Annotated in this window: 14 protein-coding genes and 2 pseudogenes; 7 read left to right on the top strand and 9 right to left on the bottom strand. The window is 69.1% G+C overall.

Features of this window, described 5'->3' with window-relative positions:
• Positions 1–64: 64 nt before the first annotated feature.
• Together ACFWXQ_RS05265 and ACFWXQ_RS05260 are read left to right on the top strand one after the other, a co-directional pair.
• Positions 65–256, top strand: a complete 192-nt coding sequence (locus ACFWXQ_RS05265) for a hypothetical protein (protein WP_383950290.1) — start codon at positions 65–67, stop codon at positions 254–256.
• Between the two features lie 409 nt (positions 257–665).
• Positions 666–1,142, top strand: a complete 477-nt coding sequence (locus tag ACFWXQ_RS05260; protein ID WP_384084460.1) for an RICIN domain-containing protein — start codon at positions 666–668, stop codon at positions 1,140–1,142.
• A gap of 402 nt (positions 1,143–1,544) precedes the next feature.
• Here ACFWXQ_RS05260 and ACFWXQ_RS05255 read toward each other — a convergent pair whose 3' ends face one another.
• From ACFWXQ_RS05255 to ACFWXQ_RS05230, 6 genes and pseudogenes are all read right to left on the bottom strand, one after another.
• Entirely contained in the window at positions 1,545–1,676 is a 132-nt protein-coding gene (locus ACFWXQ_RS05255; protein ID WP_383950293.1) for a hypothetical protein, read from the bottom strand.
• 183 nt (positions 1,677–1,859) lie between these two features.
• A complete protein-coding gene (locus tag ACFWXQ_RS05250; RefSeq protein WP_383950296.1) occupies positions 1,860–2,606 on the bottom strand; it encodes a dienelactone hydrolase family protein in 747 nt (248 codons plus the stop codon).
• A 522-nt stretch (positions 2,607–3,128) separates the two neighbouring features.
• Entirely contained in the window at positions 3,129–4,532 is a 1,404-nt protein-coding gene (locus tag ACFWXQ_RS05245; RefSeq protein WP_383950298.1) for an erythromycin esterase family protein, read from the bottom strand.
• 414 nt (positions 4,533–4,946) lie between these two features.
• Positions 4,947–5,045: pseudogene (locus ACFWXQ_RS05240) on the bottom strand (AraC family transcriptional regulator); the annotation flags it as partial.
• Positions 5,046–5,057: 12 nt separating this feature from the next.
• Positions 5,058–5,927: a DNA-binding protein gene (locus tag ACFWXQ_RS05235; protein ID WP_383950301.1), complete on the bottom strand. Its 870-nt coding sequence runs from the start codon at positions 5,925–5,927 to the stop codon at positions 5,058–5,060.
• A gap of 337 nt (positions 5,928–6,264) precedes the next feature.
• The gene (locus ACFWXQ_RS05230; protein ID WP_383950304.1) at positions 6,265–6,396 is read right to left on the bottom strand and encodes a hypothetical protein; all 132 of its coding nucleotides are present in this window, start codon (positions 6,394–6,396) and stop codon (positions 6,265–6,267) included.
• A gap of 267 nt (positions 6,397–6,663) precedes the next feature.
• Here ACFWXQ_RS05230 and ACFWXQ_RS05225 point away from each other — a divergent pair, with 267 nt between their 5' ends.
• The 3 genes from ACFWXQ_RS05225 (at position 6,664) to ACFWXQ_RS05215 (ending at position 7,623) form a co-directional block, all read left to right on the top strand.
• Positions 6,664–6,909 carry a hypothetical protein gene (locus tag ACFWXQ_RS05225; protein WP_383950307.1) on the top strand — a complete coding sequence of 82 codons (246 nt, stop codon included), beginning with the start codon at positions 6,664–6,666 and terminating at the stop codon, positions 6,907–6,909.
• The gene (locus tag ACFWXQ_RS05220; protein WP_383950310.1) at positions 6,906–7,247 is read left to right on the top strand and encodes a hypothetical protein; all 342 of its coding nucleotides are present in this window, start codon (positions 6,906–6,908) and stop codon (positions 7,245–7,247) included. Before ACFWXQ_RS05225 ends, ACFWXQ_RS05220 begins: the two co-directional genes overlap by 4 nt.
• A gap of 82 nt (positions 7,248–7,329) precedes the next feature.
• On the top strand, positions 7,330–7,623 hold the full coding sequence (locus ACFWXQ_RS05215; protein WP_383950312.1) for a hypothetical protein: 294 nt from the start codon (positions 7,330–7,332) through the stop codon (positions 7,621–7,623).
• 27 nt (positions 7,624–7,650) lie between these two features.
• On the opposite strand, the pseudogene ACFWXQ_RS05210 reads toward ACFWXQ_RS05215, so the two are convergent.
• Both ACFWXQ_RS05210 and ACFWXQ_RS05205 read right to left on the bottom strand, forming a co-directional pair.
• Positions 7,651–8,858 (bottom strand): annotated as a pseudogene (locus ACFWXQ_RS05210) (IS110 family transposase).
• A 483-nt stretch (positions 8,859–9,341) separates the two neighbouring features.
• Entirely contained in the window at positions 9,342–10,961 is a 1,620-nt protein-coding gene (locus ACFWXQ_RS05205; protein ID WP_383950315.1) for an amidohydrolase, read from the bottom strand.
• Positions 10,962–11,097: 136 nt separating this feature from the next.
• On the opposite strand from ACFWXQ_RS05205, the gene ACFWXQ_RS05200 reads away from it, so the two are divergent.
• The gene (locus ACFWXQ_RS05200) at positions 11,098–12,075 is read left to right on the top strand and encodes an Lrp/AsnC family transcriptional regulator (protein WP_383950335.1); all 978 of its coding nucleotides are present in this window, start codon (positions 11,098–11,100) and stop codon (positions 12,073–12,075) included.
• Between the two features lie 1,197 nt (positions 12,076–13,272).
• Here the strand turns inward: ACFWXQ_RS05200 and ACFWXQ_RS05195 are convergent.
• The gene (locus ACFWXQ_RS05195; RefSeq protein ID WP_383950318.1) at positions 13,273–13,728 is read right to left on the bottom strand and encodes a peptidase inhibitor family I36 protein; all 456 of its coding nucleotides are present in this window, start codon (positions 13,726–13,728) and stop codon (positions 13,273–13,275) included.
• Positions 13,729–13,909: 181 nt separating this feature from the next.
• Here ACFWXQ_RS05195 and ACFWXQ_RS05190 point away from each other — a divergent pair, with 181 nt between their 5' ends.
• Positions 13,910–17,749, top strand: coding sequence for an XRE family transcriptional regulator (locus ACFWXQ_RS05190; protein WP_383950321.1), 3,840 nt, complete (start codon positions 13,910–13,912; stop codon positions 17,747–17,749).
• Positions 17,750–18,692 lie beyond the last annotated feature (943 nt).

Raw genomic sequence — 18,692 nt, 5'->3', positions numbered from 1 at the left:
GAGGATGAGCGCCAGGGTGGCCTGACCTGGCCGCCCGGCTTCAGACACCAGGGGAAAGACCCTCATGCGCGCTGTTGCTCGTCTGTCCGCCGGCCTGCTGGCGGCTGTAGCACTCACCGTGGGCTTCGTATCCGGCGCCGGTGCAGCCGAGCCCGGCCGCACTGCGCCCGCCAAGCCGCTGCCCTGGGAGGCCTCCCACCTCCCCACCGGTGCCGGGGAGTTCACCACTCTCTGCTCCGGTGGCTGCCCTCAGTAGCGCCGCGCTGGTTGCTGTTGCGGCCAGGCCGACGGTGGCGTTCTTGGGACGCTCGGCAGAAAGCCAATGGAGCCCGGTCGTTGAGCGCGGCCGGTCACGCGCCGTCAGGCGAGCATGGCGCGGGCTGCCCCGCACTCGCCCGTTCGCGAGTGCCGGGTGGTCGGTCAGCGTGGGGTGAAATCCTCGACCGTTGGAGGGAGTTTTTCCCCGGTGTTTCCTCCCGGGGCAGAGCTTTGACGAGGTATCAGGGTCCGCGCCAACCTGGCCAGGACCCTGACAGTTCACCAAAGACGCATCGTGGGAGAAATACCAGAAGAAGCAGAAGACCGGTCCGAGTACGAGTTGATCAAGGTCAGGAGGAAAAAAGGTGGTTGGCTCCGTACGTAGAATTCTTGCCGTCGCGCTCGTCATGGCTGGTGCTGTATTCGGAATGTCCATTCCGGCGTCGGCGACTTCCGATTCCGTGATGGCCTCCTCGCACTTGCGAAATCGAGGCAACGGCTTATGTATGGACATCGGGTCCACCGCGCCCGGCACACTTGTGGGCATGAACCGGTGCCACGAGGAGCCCGGGTACACGAGTCAGCAGTGGGACTTTCTCTGGGACGACAACGCGGATGGCTACAACATCAGAAACGTCGCCAACTGGCTCTGCATGGACATCGGGTCCCGCGATCCCGGCACCCCTGTGGGCATGCACGAATGCCATGGCCTCACCGAGCCCGAATACCTGAGCCAGAAGTGGGAGTACATCGGCAACGGGAATCTACGCAACAGGGCGAGCGGTTTGTGCATGGACCTCGGGTCCTATGCCCTGGGCACCAAGGTGACCATGTCCTGGTGCCACCTCGAGCCCGGCTACCTGAGCCAGCACTGGGTCGGTTGAAGCAAAGGGGTGGGCCCGGTCGTGTTCATGTGATCGGCTCTGGGACTGGAATACTGGTACCCAACAGAGGTCACCGCAACAATCGCGAGTGACGCAATGTAGACGAGCCCGAGCCACCGCATCCTGTGCCGTAGGCGCCAACAGTGCGTATGACAAGGCAGTGCAGTACATCCCCTAACCGGCCGCTCGACCCGCACCTCTATGTGACCTGCGGGAGAAGTGGTGACACAGCTTCCCGCGGCACGGTGTCACGCTTGTGGGTGATGACAGCCGGCGGGTTTGGCGGGACGGTCGGCAGAAAGCCAGTGAAGCCCGGCCGTGTGAGCATGGCCGGGTTCGCGCCGTAAGGCGGCACTGCGCCGGCTGCCCCGCACTCGCCGGCCCCGCGCGCGGGGCCGGCCGTCAGCGTGGGGCGAAGGCGGCGACCGCCAGGACGCCGTCGTCGTCCATGTGCACCCGGTCGGCGAGTTGGGCGAGGAACTGCTCCGGCTCAAGGCCGGTACGGTCGGCAATCGCGCGCAGTCGGCGGCTCACATCGGCAGACAGTCACACCTGCGCCTTCAACTCATCGCGTGTCCTGCCGCTCCAGCCGCCACGCGGCACGACGGGCGAGGACCCCTTCCCGCTGCGCATCGTGCTCCCGCGCCCACGTATTGCCCTTCACGTCCAGCTCCGGGGAGTAGGCGGGTCAGCCCTCAGTGCCCGGGGCCAGCATGCTTACGTGGGTCGTGCCCCCAGATCCTCCGTCACGGGCAGGCACTCGGCGAGCAGGTCGACGACGTCGCGCCAGGCTCGCTGCGCGTGCCGTGGGTGGTAGCCGACGCCGGGGACCGTGGGGTGGGCGACCGGCGGGTGGTGGAAGGCGTGCATGGCGCCGCCGTAGACCGCGAGGCGCCAGTCGACGCCCGCGGCCTGCATCTCAGCGGTGAACGCGTTCCGTTGAGCGGGCGGCATGATCGGGTCTTCCGACCCGACCCCGGCCCACACCGGGCAGCGAATGCGCGCTGCCTCGCCCGGTCGGCCCGTGGTCAGCGCGTTGACAGTGCCGATCGCGCGCAGGTTGACGCCGTCGCGCCCGAGTTCCAGCCCGACGGCGCCGCCGGTGCCGTAACCGACGGCGGCGATCCGGTCGGGGTCGGTCCGCGGTTCGGTGCGCAACACGTCGAGCGCCGCATGGCCGATGCCTCGCATCCGGTCGGGATCAGCGAGCAGCGGCAGGCACCGGGCCAGCATCTCCTCGGGGTCGCCCAAATAGCGCCCGCCGTGAAGGTCGAAGGCCAGCGCTATATATCCCAGTTCGGCGAGAGCATCGGCCCGGCGGCGCTCGACGTCGCTGAGCCCCATGCCCTCTGGTCCGAGCAGCACCGCGGGCCGGCGGTCGACACCGGCCGGGAGCGCGAGGTACCCGATCATCGTCATACCGTCGGCCGGATACTCGACCGTACGCGTCGTAGTCGTCGTCATGAGACTGGACGGTAGTGATCGTCGAGCCCGGTCCAACTGATGTTCTGCCGCTGGCAGAACAGCGCGGGCATCCCTCTTGGGCGTCGGGTCGGCTGAACGAGGCCTTGCTCCTAGGCGGGCGCTGCATTCGGGACGCTGGTAGGGCGCGGGGAAATGGAAGAAGGCTGCTCCGCAGTCAGGTCGTGGGCGCCGTTCAGAGGCGGGGAGGGCCATGACGACCGCAGACTGTGCCGCCGCACCCCCCGCTGCGCTGTTGGCCGGGACGCCGCCCTGGTCACCGGTCTGGCCCGGATGCTCGACCTCGTTCTCCCGGCCAACCCGCACCACCGCCGGATTGGTGTGCGCCCCGACCGTCTCGCCCCTGATCGACACCCTCGCCGGCGCCGGACTCCGGGCGCTCGCGGCGATCGGGCGCGTTGATCCACCAGCGGATGGTCCTGGAAGAGAGGGTCTGGTTCGCGTGGCCAACACCGCCCGGGCGGCGATGTCACGGAGTGGTCGGCCCGGGCGGTGTGCTGGAAGTCAAAGACGAGGGGTGCCCAGGTGCTTGGTGGCTTCGACGTCGTGCAGGTGGATGAGGACGTCGTGTGCCTGGCCGAGCGCGGTCGTGTACTGGGTGGGATCGGGCCATCCGGCACCGATGTTCCAGGTGACGCGTTCCTTGTCCAGCCACGCGCGTGCGGGGTTGGGGGCAGTGCGCATGTCCAGGATGTAGTCCTGCTGGCGGGCCTTGTCGAGGGTGTGTTCGTTGGTGTCCGGCTTGGCGGCACCCACGCTGTAGGTCCGCATCACGTCGTCGTCGGTGCCGAAGGCCGCGAAGGAGCCCTTGTAGAAACTGAAGCCGACGCTGAGGTAGTCCGTGCCGAACGCGTCGCGCAGGAAGGCACCTTGGGTCTTCGGATACCGCACGTCGAAGGAGTCGTAGGACACGTGGGTGTTGTGTGCCGACAGCAGGACCCGGTCGCCGGTGTGCTTGTGCCACCAGGCCACGTTCTCGGCCATGACCTGGTCCCGGTACTTCATCATCTCCGGGATCTGGGCCTCGTCGGTGATGTCGAAGGAGAATCCCTCGGCCATCTGATGGATGGCCCTGGCGTGCTGCACCGTCCACGCGTGGTCCTGCTTGTCGGCACCGGCAGCAGGGCGCTGTTTCCGCAGCAGCTCGTACACCTTCCGGGTCCGCTCCGCCCGCTCTTCGCGCTCGGCCAGCGGTAGCTGAAGGTACTGCGCGTAGTAGGTGCCGGCATCGGTGGTCGGCGGCAGGCCGCGGTACAGCTCGGTGACGCGCTTCAGTAACTGCGGGTATTCGCGGGACACCTGGTCGACCACTCGCTCGTACAGCTCCGGCCCGGCGTAGCCCATGTCATTGCCCATGAACTGCACCGGGTCGTGCGGGTGCTTGAGGTTGTAGTCGCGCATCCACTCGATGAGGTCGATGTAGTCCTGGTTGTTCCAGATCCGGTACGACCCCTGGAACTCCTCACGCGCTATGTCCTTCAGGTTGCCCTTCCCGTCCAGCACGTAGTCGTTCAGCCGCACGCCGCTGCTCCAGGGAAGCTCCAGGGAGAAGGACCGAAAGCCCTTCTCCTCGACCAGATAGCGGAAGACCCGGTGCTTCATGCGGAAGAAGTCCTGTGAACCATGAGTGGCCTCGCCCAGCCCCACCACCTTGGCGTCCTTGACCATTCGGCCCAGCGCGTTCAGGTCCCGCAGGCTGCCTTCGGGGCTGGTGCTCTTCAACGTGTGGGCGCTGCGCTCGATGGCAGCGACCACACTCTCCGCATGCTGACCGGGGGCCGATGCCCTCGATACCGAGACCGAGGTGGGTGACTCATGCGCTGTGTCCCCGATGGCCGGGGTGGCAACCGCCACCGCACCGAGGGAGAGGAGGACCGAGGGAATGATTACTGCTCTGCGTCGCGTCATGGCTACAGATTCCCGTGGGCACGGTGTGCGTCACCAACCCATACTCTGCCCACCTGCGGATACCGCAGGCACTACCGTCGGGACACCCGGTACCACCATGTACGGCGGGGTCGTGCCGGCCCGGTGAGCGGGTTGCGGATGAGAGACCCGCTGATCGCACCGCGGAGACAGGCGACTTGGACTCGTCAGGTCAGTCCAATTCCCGCACGCACCCGACACAACGGAAGGCCGGCCTGGCGAAAGCCCGACCGGCCTCAAGTCACGAAAAGGTTTGCCCCTGATGTCGTGGAACCGGACCTTGTTCCAGTCGTCCCGCAGACGGACCGCTCCGCCGGCAGCGGAGGCAGAGGGTTCGCCCCGCCAATATCCTGGCGCGGGGCAACGGCCGCCGGGAACCGTTCAGTACTCGGTCGCTCAGGTCGGCCTGTTCGAGCGGGCGTACTCGGTGGGCGTCTGGCCGTACTGCTGCTTGAAAGCCCGGATGAAGTGGCTGCTGTCCGCGAACTGCCAGTGAGCGGCGAGTTCCTAGACGCTCAGCCGGCTGGACGGGACGGCGAGGGCGAGGCATGCCTCTTCCAGCCGCCGTCGGCGGATGTGGGCGGTCACCGACCCGCCCGTCGTGGCGAACGCCCGCTGCAACGTCCGTACGGAGACGTTGAGTTCACGCGCCAGCATCGCGGGCGAGAGCTCGGGGTCGGCGAGGTGGCTGTCGGCGAGGTCCTTCGCGGCCTGGGCGAGCGCGGGAGCCAGGAGGGGTTCCGTGTCGTCGAACCGGCGTGTCACCACCGCCTTGGCCAGTTCGATCAGGCAGCTGTGGGCGGCCAGCGCACCGGCCGGGCCGAGATCGGTGACGGTTGCGTGGACCATGTCCGCGTGGGCCGTCAGCAGGCGCATCTCGGCCGACTCCGCCGGCCCGGTGAGCATCCGGTTCCCGAGCAGTGGTCCGAGTATTGCGGCGGGCAGGATGAGGATCTTCAGCTTCGTGTGCGGCGGCGTCTCGAAGGGCACCTGCCTCCCGAAGCGCCCGAGGAGGAACTGCCCGGCCGGTACGGTGTGCTCACCGCGATCACGCAGGGCGCCCAAGGTCCATGTGCCGCGCCGCACAGCGTACATCGCCACCAGATCCTCGACGCCGCACGGGGCGCCCCCGGTCCGGAGGGCCGACGCGCCGTGGAGATCGCCGATCGCCACGTCACGCACCCTGGCGAAGCGTCCCTTGACCCGGAAGTCACCGGTTGTGGCCAGGCACAGGGACGGCATCTGGAAGCCACCGCCGAACTCTGCCTCCCACCCGCGCAGGAAGGCGTCGAATCCCTGCGGTGCCGCACCCGGCACGGTGGAGTCCAATAAGAACGCCCCACGCGACCCGTCGTCCGCCGCTCCGATGCCGGCCATCGCCTACACCTTCCATGCGCTGCTCGCACACTGTCGCGTGGCGCTCAGGTTCCGTCCAGATGCCGCTGTGGTCCAAGGATGGGCTGTGCCGGCTCCCCTCAGCATCGGCCGCAGGGGCAAACCCGGGTGTTCGGCCGGGCGTTCTTGCGGGCCGCGCGGTCACTGCGCGGCAGAGCGAGCGATCGGTCGGTATCGGCGGTGGTGGAGTCCGCAGCTTCGCGGCGGCGTGCTTCCTCGGCAGGGAGGGATCGGGCTCGCCTCGTCAGCTGCCCACGGTGGCCAGGCGATAGAACGCCTGCGTGGTGCGTGGGTGGGCCATCGCGTCCAGCAGATGGTGTCACTCGGGATCATCGGTGGCGGCGGAGTGCGCGTGGCCCCGGGCGGGGAGCCGCGGGGCGAGTTCGCTCTCGGGTGTCGCGATCACAGCGGTCAGGTCGGCCGAGGGATGCTGGAGGCGGTGGGGACGCACATGACGGTTGCCTTCCGAGTGGGCGAATCCATTCCCGTGGAAATGATGAGGCTGACCCGGGCAACGCGTCGGTGAAACTCCTGTCGGGCGGCGACCTGCGCGTCATGGTGCTGCTCGACAGGGTCGCCAGACTGCGGCACCAGGGTGCCACCACGGTGTCCGAGAGAACGTTCGTGCGAGGCGACTCGTGGATGACGCCCCCGAACCCGTCCGCGGAGTTCACCGGCCTGCTGCTTTTCCGCCGAGCCGGTCCATCTGGCCTCTGTCGTGGTGCGCCCGCAGTTGCTCGAGCGCGACTCCAAGGGGCGCCTGAGTGGTGACCCCGCCGATGGCACGGGCTGGGTCAACGACGCGGTGCAGGTGCGCGACCTGACGGTCATTCTGGCCCTCGACGCCCTGCTCCGCGCGCAGCGGGACGGCGCCGAGACCTGCTACGTGAACGCGGTCGCGCACAAACGCCCGCCGCTACCAACTGGCGGACCAAGCGGTGCGCGAGTGCGGACCGCAGAGTGATCGAGCCCCTGGCATGGGAACAAGTGGCCCTGGTCACGGGCTACATGAAGGAGAACCTGGCCGAACCCATTGGCCTGGAGGTATTGGCGGCGGTTACCGGGTACAGCCGCTACCACTTCCTCCGCCGCTCCAAGGCAGCCACGGGCCGCGACTCGTACCAATACCTGATGGGTTCACGGATCGACGTGGCCCTCCAACTGCTGGAGTCGCCGGGGGGCCTCTATGGTCTTGGTCAAGATTGCGGGCAACTTCGGCCCGCAGCTTCGATCTTTTTCCTGGGGCATGAAACTGTCTGGTCGTGCAGAGATGATGAGCGGGATGGAGGCGGCCTTGGCTGAGGCGTCGTCTCCTTCGTGGACGCAACGTGTCCGTGCTGGACGTGGCCTTGCTCCTTTCGCTGATGTTCCTGAGGCTGCGGAAGTGCTGGCAGGGCTGCTGCTGGATGTCGAGGACACGGCGGTAACCCGGCGGACGGCAGAAGCCCTGACCCAGGTGGGGACTGTGGCCGCCGTGAGGCTCATCGCGCTCGCGGTTGGCGAGGCTGACGGCGACCACGCTGACTGGCTGCAGACCGGGGTGCATGACGCGCTCGTAGGACCGGATGGTGTGCCAGACGTCGCAGCGGTCTGTGGGAAGCTCGCCCAGGACCAGGAAGAAGCTGTCCGGCGGGGTGCCGCGGAGATCTCCGCGTGGACAGACGACACAAGGTGTTGACTGGAGTCGATCCGCCTGTGGGCCGGTTCATGCAGCCGTCGCTTGGGGGACGCGGGGTTCGTAGAAGGTGCCGTCTCGGAGCATCGCGAACAGCACGTTGATCCGCTGTCGGGCCAGGCGGAGGAGTGCCTGGGTGTGGGTCTTCCCGCGGGCTCGGCAGCGGTCGTAGTAGGTGCGGGAGGTGGGGTCGTGCAGGGCGACGAACGCGGACAGGAACAACGCCCGTCTGAGCTGCCGGTTGCCGCCTCGGGGTGCGCGTTCGCCGTGGATCGAGGTCCCCGACGACTTGGTCGTCGGGGCGAGGCCGGCGTAGGAGGCCAGGTGGGCGGCGGTGGGGAAGCTGGTGCCGTCGCCGACGGTGGCCAGCAGCGTGGCGGCGGTCCTGACCGCGACCCCGGGGATCGAGGTCTGGACCGCGGAAAGAGGGTGGGCCTCCAGTAGCGGTCCGATCTGCGCTTCCAGGGCTCGTCGCTGTTCGTGGACGGCCGCGAGCGAACGGGCCAGAGACGGAATCACGACGTCGAGGGTGCCGGTGCCCGGGACCACGACGATCTGCTCGTCGAGTGCATCGAACACCTCGTCGATCAGCCGCTGGGCCATGCGCGGAGCCTCGGGCCGGATCACCTCAACCAGTCGGCGACGTCCGGCCTTTCGCAAGCTGGCTGGGGATCCGTAGCGTTCCAGCAGCCAGGTCACCGCAGGGTGGTCCAGACGCGGGCCGAGGACGCGTTCAAGGCTGGGGTGGAACTGGGTGAGCAGGCTGCGTATCCGGTTGGAGGTGCGGGTGGCCTCGGCAGCCAGGTCCTGGTCGAAGCCCACCAGCACGGTCAGCTCGGCGGTGATCTCGTCGGTCAGCTGAAGCGAGCGCAGGGTGTGTGGCATGGTGCGGGCGGCGTCCGCGATCACCGCGGCGTCCTTCACGTCGGTCTTCGCCTCGCCCGGATAGAGATCGGCGATCCGGCGCATGGACAAGCCGGGCAGGTAGGCGACCTTGCAGCCGGCCGCCCGGGCGACCGTCAGAGGGAGGGCTCCGATGGAGGCGGGCTGGTCCACGATCACCAGCACGGTGCCGAACTTCGCGGTCAGCTTGTCGAAGACGGCCCGCAGCTTCGGCTCACTGTTGGGCAGCTGCTTGTCGAAGACCTTCTTGCCGGCCGGAGTGAGTCCGTGCCGTGATGGGCGCTCTTGCCGACGTCCAGGCCGAGGAAGACGCCCACGGCGTCGATGTTGTCCAACCCATCCTCCCGAACGGGGTTCGCGCGGTGCTGGCCAGGGCGTTGGCGTCGTATGCGCGCATCCAGGTTGTGCAGACCTGCCGCCCGCAAGCGGCCGGGCATTGCGCCAGGCCAGGCGGTAGTCGGACCTCTCATCAGCGTCTCCAACGGCGCCTCCCGGGCCCGGTGACACCACTCCCCAGGTCATCCGTTCGACAGGAGGGAACAGTCATGCCGGGCCCGGAGGCCTGCGGCCCTCTTGCAGGACCGCGGAAAACATAACGGGGGGACCACTCGCTCGCATCCACGCCCTACCGCCGTACCCCGCGGCGTTGTCCACGGCCACCGTGGACTTGGGGGCGCTCATCCGCAGCCGGCGCAACGCCCGCTGCCCCTGGATGGCCCAGGCCCAGTTAGGCGTGATGATCGGGAGTCGGCACGACCACGACAGGGCCAGTCCCAACAGAGGGGATTGACTGGCCCTGTCGTGAGTAAGGGGCGTGTTTACCGGGTGCCGGTGGGTGTGACCAGAAGGCCGCCGACGAAGGTGTGCGTAGGGTTCAGGTCGCGCAGGGCGTCGCCGGGACAGTGGGCGGGGTCCCGGTCCCAAACGGTGAGGTCGGCGAGGCGGCCGGGGGTGAGGGTTCCGCGCAGGTGTTCTTCGCCGGTCAGCCGGGCGGCGTTGGTGGTGTGCAGGGTGAGGGCTTCGTCGTAGGTGATGGCGTGTTCGGGGCCCTTGACGCCGATAACGGTCTGCCGTGTGGTCATGCCCCAGATGGAGCGCATGGCGCCGAACTGGCCGACGGGGAAGTCGGATCCGGCGCTGACCTGGGCGCCCAGGTCGATCCAGCCGCGGGCGGGGAAGAGCCGGGCTACGCGTTCCGGGCCCCAGAAGCCCTCCTCCACCTCGGCGGTGTCGTGGAGCAGCGGCTGCTGGATGGTGACGGGGATGCCCAACGCGACGGCGCGGGCGCGCTGTTCGGGCCCGGCGAGGCCGCCGTGCTCCATCACCAGCGTGCCGGCGGGCAGACCGGGGTTGCGCTCAAGGACACGTTCGTAGACGTCCAGGAGGGTGCGGACCGCGCGGTCGCCGTAGGCGTGCGTGCCGACCCGCCAGCCGCGCCGGACCACCGCCTCGACCGCCTCGACCAGCGCATCCGGCTCCCAGATCAGCATCCCGGAGTACGAGTGGTCGCAGGCGTACGGCTCCTCGGTGGCCCCGGCCTCCAGTCCGCCGTCGAGGCCGAACTTCACACCCCACACCGACAGCCACGGGTCGGAGCTGTCACGCCACGCTTCCATGACGTCGAGCAGGTCCTCCACCTGGGCCGCGCTGGTCAGCCCGAGCGCCGAGATCAGGGCCCGCACCCGGGTGCTGAGCGCCCCCGCCTCACGGGCGGCCAGGAGCACCGCGTAGTCCTCGGGGGTCACCGCGCAGTCGCGCACGGTCCCGATACCCGTGGCGGCGTAGTCGCGGCTGGCCAGGCGCAGTCCCTCGATGCGCTCGGCCCGGTCCGGGGCCGGGACCAGGTGCTCCACCAGGTGCAGGGCGTTGTCGATCAGCCGGCCGTCCAGCTTGCCGTCGCTCCCTCGGCCGATGGTGCCACCCGGCGGTACGGGGGTGTCCTCGGTGATGCCCGCCAGACGGAGCGCGTAGGTGTTGACGATGTCGTTGTGGCCGCCGCGCTTGACCAGGACCGGGTGCCGGTCGGTGGCCTCATCGAGTTCGGCCGCGGTGGGCATGCGGCGCTCGGCCAGGTTGAGTTCCTGCCAGTTGGTGGTGGTGCGGATCCACTCGCCCTCGGGGGTGACCGCGGCCCGCTGCCGGATCAGGTCGAGAAACTCGGGGATGTTCCGGGCCCGGTGGACGGGGACGTCTTGGGCGCCCAGTGCCGCGAAGATCAGGTGGGTGTGGGTGTCGTCGAAGGCGGGCAGCACGGTGGCACCGGGCAGGTCGTGCACCTTCGTTCCCGCGCTCACCAGGTGGTCGAGGCCGTGCGGGTCGGCGGACACGGCGGCGATACGGTCGCCGCGCACGGTCAGTGCCCGCTGCGGGGCCTGACCAGGCACCAGGGTGTTCACCGCGCCGGCGCGGATCAGCAGATCGGCTCCATGTTCAGTCATCGTCTTCTCCCTCATCCTGAAGGTGTCGGGTCTCGAACGTGTCGTTCGGTGACGTGACTGTTGTAGGAGCCGTAGGGGGATTTAGCGCCAACCAGAGGCCATCTGCATAGGAAACACGCCAGATCTGCCGCCTATGATGCAGATCATGAGACACGTGCTCGATGAGACCGATCGGCGGATCGCGGCCGCGCTGGTCGCCTCGCCGCGCGCCTCCTGGCGCGAGGTGGCGCGCTGTCTGGGCCTGTCCGAGCGCACCGTCGTACGCCGTGTCGCCCTCCTCTACGCCGACGGCACCCTGCACGCGACCGTCGTACGCAACCCGGCGCGCTTCCCGCCCCTCGTCCCCGTCGCCCTGCGCATCCGCTGCCGCCCCAACAAGATCCGTCAGGTCGCGCAGGCGCTGGCCCGCCGCACCGACACCGTCTGGGTGGACATCCTCGGCGGAGGCGACGAGATCTCCACGGTCTTCTTCCTGGAGGGTCCGGAGGCCCGCAACAACCTGCTGCTGCGCGACCTGCCCGCCACCGACGCCGTCGGCTCCTGGACCACCCACACCCTGCTGCGCGTCTTCCCCACCGCGTTCCGCTGGACCGCCGGCCTCCTCTCACCCGCAGAACTGGCCGAACTGGCCCCCGATCGCGTGCAACCGACGACGTCGACACCGTCGTACACACAAGTCGACGTCGACATCGCGCTGATCGCCGGGCTGACCGAGGACGGCCGGGCCACCTACACGGACCTGGCCCGCCGCGCCGCCACCACCGCACTCACCGCCCGCCGACGACTCGAAGCCCTCGTGGATGCCCAGGTGCTGCGCCTGGCCACCGAACTTGATCTCGCACTCCTCGGCGCGCAGACCGAGGCATTGCTGTGGATCTCGGTACGGCCGGGTGCACTGCAGGAGACCGCGCAGACCCTGAGCGCCCACCCGCACGTCCGGTTCTGCGCCGCCACCACCGGGCCCGCCAACCTGGTCGTCGCTGTCGCCGCCGCGGACCTCGACGCCCTGTACACCTTCCTCACCGACACCGTCGGCCCCCTCGACGGGGTCACCGCCATCGACACCACCCCACTCCTGGCGACGGTCAAACGCACCGGCCTGATCCGACACTGACGAAGGCAACGATGTCCACGCATGCCGCGTGAACTGACCGTCCCATCGGCCACACCCGGTTGGGGATCCAAGACAGAGATCTCGCAACGGGCATTTGGCACTGGACAGCAGACACCAACAAACCCTGTCAATAACTTCGGTTCCGCGGCCGACAGCGGCGCAAGGCGGAGGGCCGTGCGCCGCTTCGGTGAGCATCGGCCGGCAAGGTCCACGTCACGGTCGATGCCTTCCACCCAGGCCATGCGGCACCCGAGTGAGACGTGTGCACCGCCCGTCGCAGATGGGTTTCCGCCCTGACCATGGGGCTGCGCACCCCCCGACCATGACGCGTACCACGGCTGGTCAGCGCGGGCTGTGGCATCACGGGGTCGAGCGGCGAGGGGTGACGTGTGGACGAAGTCAACCGAAATCTGACGAGCCGTCGGCGTTCTGATCAGGATCCAGCCGTTCCCCGGTTGACGGAGACGCTCTGGCGGCCCTGATGGATCCCGGTCTGCGGGCTGACTGAGCTGCCGTCCTTTGATGCAGAGAATCGAGCACCCTCGGAGCGGGCCGGGTTCGTACCGGTACATCGTTGAGGTTCTCCGGGACGCGGTGAATCCGATGCGGGCGCATTGCTTGTGTGCCGCGCTGGGGCTGTCGATCGACAAGAGCAAGGTGGGGAGCGCTTCCGGTCGAAGCTGAAACGGCTGGGCGAGCGGGAACGGCTGGCGGAGGAGGAACCGGGACCGTTCACGCCGCGTGAGGGTCTGGCGGCCGGGGACGCGCCGAAGCAGACCGGGTCTTCCGCCGTGCGCAGCCACGCTGGTGTGGCGTCGGGCTCTCGTCCCTAGCGTCGAAGGTGCCATCCGTTCGTCTGCCTGGAAGCGAGAGCCCGATGACCGCGGGCTACGCGGCCCCAGCGGCGGCTGAGCCCTTTGACCGAGCCGCTCCTTTCCTCGCTTGTCTCATCGATTTCCTCTCCCGTCCCGAAGCTCTGCTCCTGCGCCATGAACGGGTGGAGGGAGGCGTCGACACCGAGCCCGCGGACGCCGCGGGCGGCGACGTGTCCGAAGGCTCGGTGTCGATGTGCACGGTGTCGTCCAACCGATCACCGCCAGGTCGTCGGCGTGGGCGCCTCGGACGAGTGCCCGGCCGACCGGGATCAAGCGGTTGCCGACGCACGCGGCCCGCGCGTGGACGACCAGGTGCGGCGAGCTACAGGTAGGCCATTCCGTCCGCCTTGTCGCTGTTCACCCAGCCGCTGGCGACCCAGGTGCCGGGGTTGAGGCTGCCGATGGGGGTCCCGGTACTGCCGTAGATGTTGAGGAAAGTGATCGGGACGGAGAGGGTGTTGTTGAACGCCGAATAGACACGGTCCTGCCACACGGTGCCGAACCACGTCACCCCATCACCGCGTGAAATGCTGCCGGTGTAACCCCTGCCGCTACCGGTGAAGTTCGTGCCCGTCCAGATGCACACGTAGTGCACCGGACAGGCACTGCGACCTTGACCCACGCTGATCACGCGGTCCCAGCCGGCCGGTTGGGCTTCGTCGCCTACTATCGCGTGCCGCTGGGTTTCGGTCGTGTCCGCCGTGTCCGCCTGCGCGGACGGGGCAGCGACCAAGGCCGCACCCAGAACGATGGTGATCGCTCCGAGCTGAGCCGTCATTTTCCGTAGGACAGACATTTCCGTGCCTCCGCAATCCGTTGCGTCCAGCCGGGAATCGGCCGCTCTTGTTGTAGCCGCTCTCACGTTGTTCGCTTTCGAGGCACTGGTGTCGAACAAACAACTCGTGAAAAATATGACGAAGCAGTCACACTGTGGCCTGGGGGAACCGGGAGGTGCGGCGATGCCGCGCAGAGAGCGACCGCTGGATGTGGGGGACGGTCCGTTACCGGAGTTCGCCGCGGGCCTGCGGCAGCTGCGGCAGAAGGCGGGTAGTCCGCCCTACCGGAAGCTGGCGGAGCAGGCGCACTATTCGATCTCGACCCTGTCGTCGGCGGCGTCCGGGCAGCGGCTTCCGACGCTGGCGGTGACGCTGGCGTACGTGCGCGCCTGTGACGGGGACGTACGGGAGTGGGAGCAGCGTTGGCGGGAGGCGGCGCGAGACCTCGGCGAAGGGCAGCCTGCCCGTGGCCCGGCAGAGGAGGCCGGTGCACCGCCGTACGTGGGTCTGCGTTCGTTCCAGGAGCAGGACGCGGAGTGGTTCTTCGGCCGGGAGCACCTGCTGGAGGATGTTTCGGAGAGGCTGGCGCGCCAGCGGTTCCTGGTGCTGGTCGGGGCCTCGGGTTCGGGTAAGTCGTCACTGTTGCGGGCAGGGCTGGTGCCGCGCCTGCGGGCTGCTGCGACGACGGTCGTGGTGTTGACGCCGGGGCCGCGGCCGTTGGAGGAGTGCGCGGTGCGGCTGGGTGCGCTGGCCGGCCTGGTGCCGGGCGCGCTGTATGGGGAGTTGCGGGAGGATCCGGAGAATCTCGGGCGCGTGCTGCGGCAGATCACTGCGCGTGCCGGTGCGGTCGGCAGCGACGTGGTGCTGGTCGTCGACCAGTTCGAGGAAACCTTCACGCTGTGCCGGGACGACACGGAGCGGCACCGCTTCATCGAGGCACTGGTCACCGCGGCCGCCTCCGGCCGGTGCCGGGTGGCACTCGGTGTGCGCGCAGACTTCTACGCGCACTGCACCCGCGACCTGCTGCTGGTGGAGGCGATGCGCGACGCGCAGGTGCCGGTCGGGCCGATGAGCCTGGAGGAGTTGCGCCGGGCCGTGGTGCAACCCGCCCAGCGGGCCGGTTGCACCATAGAGGGCGCACTGCTGGCATCGCTCACCGCACAGGCACACGGCCAGGCCGGCATGCTGCCGCTGCTGTCGCACGCCCTGCTGCAGACCTGGCAGCGGCGGCGCGGCCACGCACTGACACTGAAGGCATTCGAGGCAGTGGGCGGACTCGAAGGCAGCCTGGCCCGCACCGCGGAGGAGTTCTACGGACAGCTCGAACCGGAGCAACGGAAGCTGGCCCGGCGGGTGTTCGTGCGGCTGACCGCGCCGGGCGACGGGACGGAGGACACCCGCCGGCCGGCGCGCCTGGAGGAACTGGAGGGGCTCGCAGAGCAGGCCGACGGCGCCGACATCGTCGCCGTACTGGATCGTGCCGCCGGCGCACGGCTGCTGACGCTGGACCGCGAACGGGTGGAGCTGACCCATGAGGCACTGATCCGCTGCTGGCCCCGGCTGCACGAGTGGCTGGCCGAGGACCGGGAAGCGATGCGGGTCCTGCGCCAGCTCACCGATGCGGTGTACGCGTGGGAGGCGTTGGGACGGGATCCCGGCGCGCTGTACCGGGGCACGCGACTTTCCACGGCCCGCGCGCTGGAACGCGCTTCCCTGTCTGCGCGGGAGCGGGAGTTCCTCGACGTGAGCCGGGCCGCCGCGGACGGCGAACAAGCCGCCGCACGCCGCGGTGCCCGCCGACTGCGCCGGCTCACAGTGCTGCTGACCGTGCTCCTGGTCACCGCTTCGGCCGCCACCGTCTACGCGGTGCGCGCACAGCACACTGCCACCCGGCAGCGCAACATCGCGCTGTCCCAGAAAGTCGCGGTGCAGGCCACCGCGTTGCGCTCCACCAACCCCGCGCTCGCCACCCAGCTCAGCCTCGCCGCCTACCGCTTGGCCCCCACCACCGAGGCCCGCAGCGGCCTGCTCAGCACCTTCGCGACCCCCTACGCGACACGGCTCACGGGTCACACCGACAACGTCAACGCGGTGGCCTACCGCGCCGACAGCCGCACCTTGGCCACCGCTGCCAACGACGACACGGCCCGATTATGGAACATCACCGACCCTCATCGCCCCCGTGCGCTGGCCACCCTGAGCGGACACACCGAGAAGGTCAGCCACGCTGCCTTCAGTCCCGACGGCCGCACCCTGGCCACCGCGAGCTGGGACGACACCGTGGGGGTGTGGGACATCACCGTTCCGCGCCATCCCCGCCGCACGGGCGTCCTGCGCGGCCACACCGGCGACGTCAACGCCGTGGCGTTCAGCCCGGACGGCACCACCCTCACGACCGCGAGCACCGACAGCACCGTACGGCTGTGGGACGTCACCGATCTGCGCCGCCCTCGCACGACGGCCACGCTGCTCGCAGACGACGACACGAACGCCGCGCTCGTCGCTGTGGCCGTCAGCCCCGACGGCCGCACCCTGGCAGCTGCCGGCTTCGACAACGCCGTACACCTGTGGACACTCGACGCCGCCAAGGGCGCTCGCCGCTCGGCCGCCCTGACCGGCCACACCGCCGCTGTCAGCTGGGTGGCGTTCAGCCCCGACGGGAAGACGCTCGCCAGTGCGAGCTGGGACCGGACGGTACGGCTGTGGAACCTGGCCGCCCCCGGACGCCAAGCCCGCTCGGTGCCCCTGACCGGCCACACCGACGGCGTGCGCTCAGTCGCCATCAGCCCGGACGGGCGCACCCTCGCCAGCGCGAGCCTGGACCACACCGTGGGGGTGTGGGACATCAGCGACACGCGCCGGCCAAGGCGGCAGACCACGCTGACCGGGCACACCGACGCTGCCGTCTTCGCGGCGTTCGGCCCCGACGGCCGCACGCTGGCCAGTGCCGGCGACGACCACACCGCCCGGCTGTGGGACCTGGCCGCCCCCACCCTCTACGGCCACACCGACACCGTCTGCGCGGTGGCGTTCGGCCCCGACGGCCGTATCCTGGCCACCGGCGGTCACGATCGCACCGCCCGGCTGTGGGACGCCACTGATCCGCGCCGCCTCCGCGAGCTGGCCACCCTCGCCGGGCACGAGGACGCCGTATGCGGGCTGGCGCTGAGCCCGGACGGCCGTACTCTGGCCACCGGCAGTCACGATCGCACGGCCCGGCTGTGGGACATCACCGATCCGCGCCGCCCCCACACTCTGGGCACTCTCACGGGACATGGTGACCACGTGAACACCGTGGCCTTCAGCCCCGACGGGCACACCCTGGCCACCTCTGGCCTGGACGGCACGGTGCGGCTGTGGGACGTCACCGATCCGCGCCGCCCTCGCGCGTCGGCCTCCTTCACCGGACACGTCACGGGCGCCAACGCCGCCGTCTTCAGCCCTGACGGCACCGCCCTGGCCACCGGGGGCTGGGACCGCACGGTGCGGCTGTGGGACGTCAGCGACCCTCGCCGCCCAAGGAGGCTGGACACCTCCCCGACCCTCACCGAGGGGGTCAGCGCCGTTGCCTTCAGCACGGACGGCGATACCTTGGCCACCACGGAATTCGGCGGCGCGACGCGCCTGTGGAGTGTCACCGGGCGCCGCCTGAACCAGACAGCGGTCCTCGGCGGCCATGTCGGAGCCGTCTACTCTCCCGCTTTCAGCCCTGACGGGAACACCTTGGCCACCGTGGGCGCGGACCGCACTGCCCGCCTGTGGGACACAACCGATCCGGACCGCCCCCACGCACTGGCCTCCCTGACCAACGGCGATGGGCACACCACGGCGGTGTTCGGCGCGGTGTTCGGCCCCGGCGGCCACACCCTGGCCACTGCGGGCGCGGACCGCACCGCCCGCCTGTGGGCGACTTCCCCACAACGCGTCGCAGCCCAGGTATGCCGAATCAGTCACCCCAGGATGACCCGCTCCGAGTGGAGGAACTACTTCGGGAACCTGGCCTACCGGCCCCCATGTCCATAACGGCCGGGGCAGCCCTTTTGCTCCAGACACGATCTCATGCACCTGCGTTGCGTCAGGCAGTGCACTAGCCACGACCACTGGAACCTGCGTACCACGATCAACGTCAGAGCCGAGGACTACGCTCGCTTGGAGTGACCCTCGCGATTCCGAGACTTCCGGGGATGCACGCCGGGCTTGGTCGGAGCCGGCCCAATCAACGAGAATCAGCACACAGGCCCCTCCCTGCCGCCATGCTGTCCGCAGGCGGAGCGGCCCGGGATCCCATGGCTTACACACACTCCAGTGCGATGCCGCATCTCGGAGCCCATGGCATCGCACTGAGGTGCGTGTAGTGGGGTGCGATGCCATTCGTCCCGGGCGGCGAAGGAACCCGGCTGCCCACCCGGGGGCGTGTCCGGCGGCGTCACACCGCCTCCAACTCCGGTCCGTGGGCGGCGGCAACGGCCTGGTGCACTCACCAGTCGTCGGGTGTGCTGCCCACCCACGCGATCGGCCGGTCCTCGCTGTTGCGGCCCCAGGGCGGTTCCTCCATCGAGGCTTCGGGACCGTCTTGTCTCCCGATCTGTTAACTCGGCTGCGCGCAGGCGGGTCCCGGTGTTAGTCGTTGCTGGACACATCGCGAGAGCTAGGGCAACAGCGTCATCATTTTTGACACATGCGCCATACGGAGCATGCGCCTCGACGGCAGCGAAGTAGAGGTCCTCCGCGCCATCGTGGCGACGGGGACCGAGCGTGTCAGTGCCCCCTCCATGGCCGTGGAGGAGCTCGCGGCGCAGAAGGCTCTTGAGTACATCGAGGCGTATCGCGTCGCGGGCCGCGCGCTGTGGCAGCTCGGGCACAAGAGCCACCGGACGGAGCCGAAACTCGAAGAGCCGGATGTGGAGGGCGTGCGGCAGATGTGGCGGAAGAAGTACGAATTTTTGCAGGTGCTCCTGAAGAGTGG

It is taken from the genome of Streptomyces sp. NPDC058697 (assembly GCF_042715345.1).
GTDB classification, from domain to species: Bacteria; Actinomycetota; Actinomycetes; order Streptomycetales; family Streptomycetaceae; genus Streptomyces; species Streptomyces liliifuscus.
The sequence above is the reverse complement of the archived record's forward strand: the minus strand, read 5'-3'. Positions and strand labels throughout refer to the sequence as shown.

Bases quoted from the DNA above. Each gene is read 5' to 3' on its own strand.
- ACFWXQ_RS05260 (WP_384084460.1), top strand. From the start codon at position 666: ATGGCTGGTGCTGTATTCGGAATGTCCATTCCGGCGTCGGCGACTTCC.
- ACFWXQ_RS05195 (WP_383950318.1), bottom strand. From the start codon at position 13,728: ATGACGGCTCAGCTCGGAGCGATCACCATCGTTCTGGGTGCGGCCTTG.
- ACFWXQ_RS05245 (WP_383950298.1), bottom strand. From the start codon at position 4,532: ATGACGCGACGCAGAGCAGTAATCATTCCCTCGGTCCTCCTCTCCCTC.
- ACFWXQ_RS05250 (WP_383950296.1), bottom strand. From the start codon at position 2,606: ATGACGACGACTACGACGCGTACGGTCGAGTATCCGGCCGACGGTATG.
- ACFWXQ_RS05190 (WP_383950321.1), top strand. From the start codon at position 13,910: ATGCCGCGCAGAGAGCGACCGCTGGATGTGGGGGACGGTCCGTTACCG.
- ACFWXQ_RS05265 (WP_383950290.1), top strand. From the start codon at position 65: ATGCGCGCTGTTGCTCGTCTGTCCGCCGGCCTGCTGGCGGCTGTAGCA.
- ACFWXQ_RS05235 (WP_383950301.1), bottom strand. From the start codon at position 5,927: ATGGCCGGCATCGGAGCGGCGGACGACGGGTCGCGTGGGGCGTTCTTA.
- ACFWXQ_RS05200 (WP_383950335.1), top strand. From the start codon at position 11,098: ATGCAGATCATGAGACACGTGCTCGATGAGACCGATCGGCGGATCGCG.
- ACFWXQ_RS05205 (WP_383950315.1), bottom strand. From the start codon at position 10,961: ATGACTGAACATGGAGCCGATCTGCTGATCCGCGCCGGCGCGGTGAAC.